The sequence below is a fragment of the Methylobacterium sp. E-041 genome, from assembly GCF_022829665.1.
Lineage (GTDB): Bacteria > Pseudomonadota > Alphaproteobacteria > Rhizobiales > Beijerinckiaceae > Methylobacterium.
In genome coordinates this window covers 1-1,290 of the sequence record NZ_JAKSYQ010000056.1, presented here as the reverse complement: position 1 = coordinate 1,290, position 1,290 = coordinate 1, and the positions used below count along the sequence as shown (strand labels likewise).

General features: G+C 65.0%; 2 pseudogenes. Both read left to right on the top strand.

Annotation, left to right across the window (positions count from 1 at the left end):
* Nucleotides 1-205 precede the first annotated feature (205 nt).
* Nucleotides 206-696 (top strand): annotated as a pseudogene (locus MKK70_RS04240) (helix-turn-helix domain-containing protein); the annotation flags it as partial.
* Between the two features lie 148 nt (nt 697-844).
* Nucleotides 845-1,149: pseudogene (locus MKK70_RS04235) on the top strand (ISNCY family transposase); the annotation flags it as partial.
* Nucleotides 1,150-1,290 lie beyond the last annotated feature (141 nt).

Here is a 1,290-nt window from a genome sequence, read left to right as displayed (position 1 = left end):
CCTCCGCAGATCATCGGCCGTGAAATCCTGCCGCAACGCCACCGCAGCCGACATGGCAAACCCTCCCGGTTCGCCTCATCGAATCAGATCCGCCCACGCAACGAAACCCCGTGAGTCACCCTCAGCGTCGATTGGTATAAGTCGGACTTACGGGGGTTCGCAGCGTCGGCGGATCTGATTCGATAGAGCGAACCGGAGGTTTGCCATGTCCGCTTCCATTCCGCTGCGGGGGGGATTTTGCCGCTGCCGACCTACGAGGGTTGGAAGGCGAGTCGGAATGCTAGCCAGAGCCGGCGTCTGTTGGCACTGGCGGAGATCTACGACGGCGGGAGCCGCACGGACGCCGGCCGGATCGGGGCGGTGGGCCTTCACACGGTGCGCGATTGGGTCCTGGCCTTCGATGCGTAGGGGCCGGACGGGCTGATCGACGGCAAGGCATCGGGCAAGGCGCCGAAGCTGAGCCCCGAGCAGCGCCAGGCGCTCGCCGCCCTCGTGGAGCGCGGCCCCGATCCGGACCGGGACGGCGTCGTGCACCGACAGTTGAAGGACCTAGCGACCTGGATCCAGACCAACTTTGGGGTAAGCTTGGACGAGAGTTCGGTCGGCCGCGTTGTCAAGGCGCTGGGCTTCCGCAAGCTCTCGGCCCATCCTCGGCATCATGCTCAGGACCCGGTCACGCTGGCCGCCTTTAAAAAAGTAGGACGGCAAAGCTGGCTGTCTGGTAGGTTTGGTTCTAGGGGCGCCTTTTTGGAGGCGCGGGATGTCGCGAAGGCAATCGCGAACACCGGATGTGGAGCGGGTGCTTCAGCCGGCTCGGCGGGATTATCCGGCTTGCGGCCGGAGCATGCGGATCCGCTACGGGAACCGCCGCACGCTGGTGACGCTTTCGGGCACGCAACGTCTGCGTTTGAAGATCCGCTGCAGCGAGGCGGAAGGCTGTGCCCGCTTCCGCAAGCCCTACCGCCCGGTAACCGAAGGCGCCCTGGCGCTGCCTCAGCAGGATTTCGGCCTCGACGTGATGGCACTGGTCGACGCCTTGCGCCACCGCGATCATCGCCAGTGCCGGAGATCCACGCGATCCTGCGTGATCGCAGCGTGCCCATCGCCGAACGCAGCGTGACCAACCTGCTCGATCGCTACGACGAAGTTTGACCCTGGCCCAGCAAACTGGTCCGCGCTGAGCGCAAGGTTTTCGGGCATCCTGAACCCTGAAGGAGGGTGGATGCCATGCCTCGCAAGCGCTTTACGAATGAACAGATCGCCTTTGCCCTTCGGCAGGCGGAGAACGGC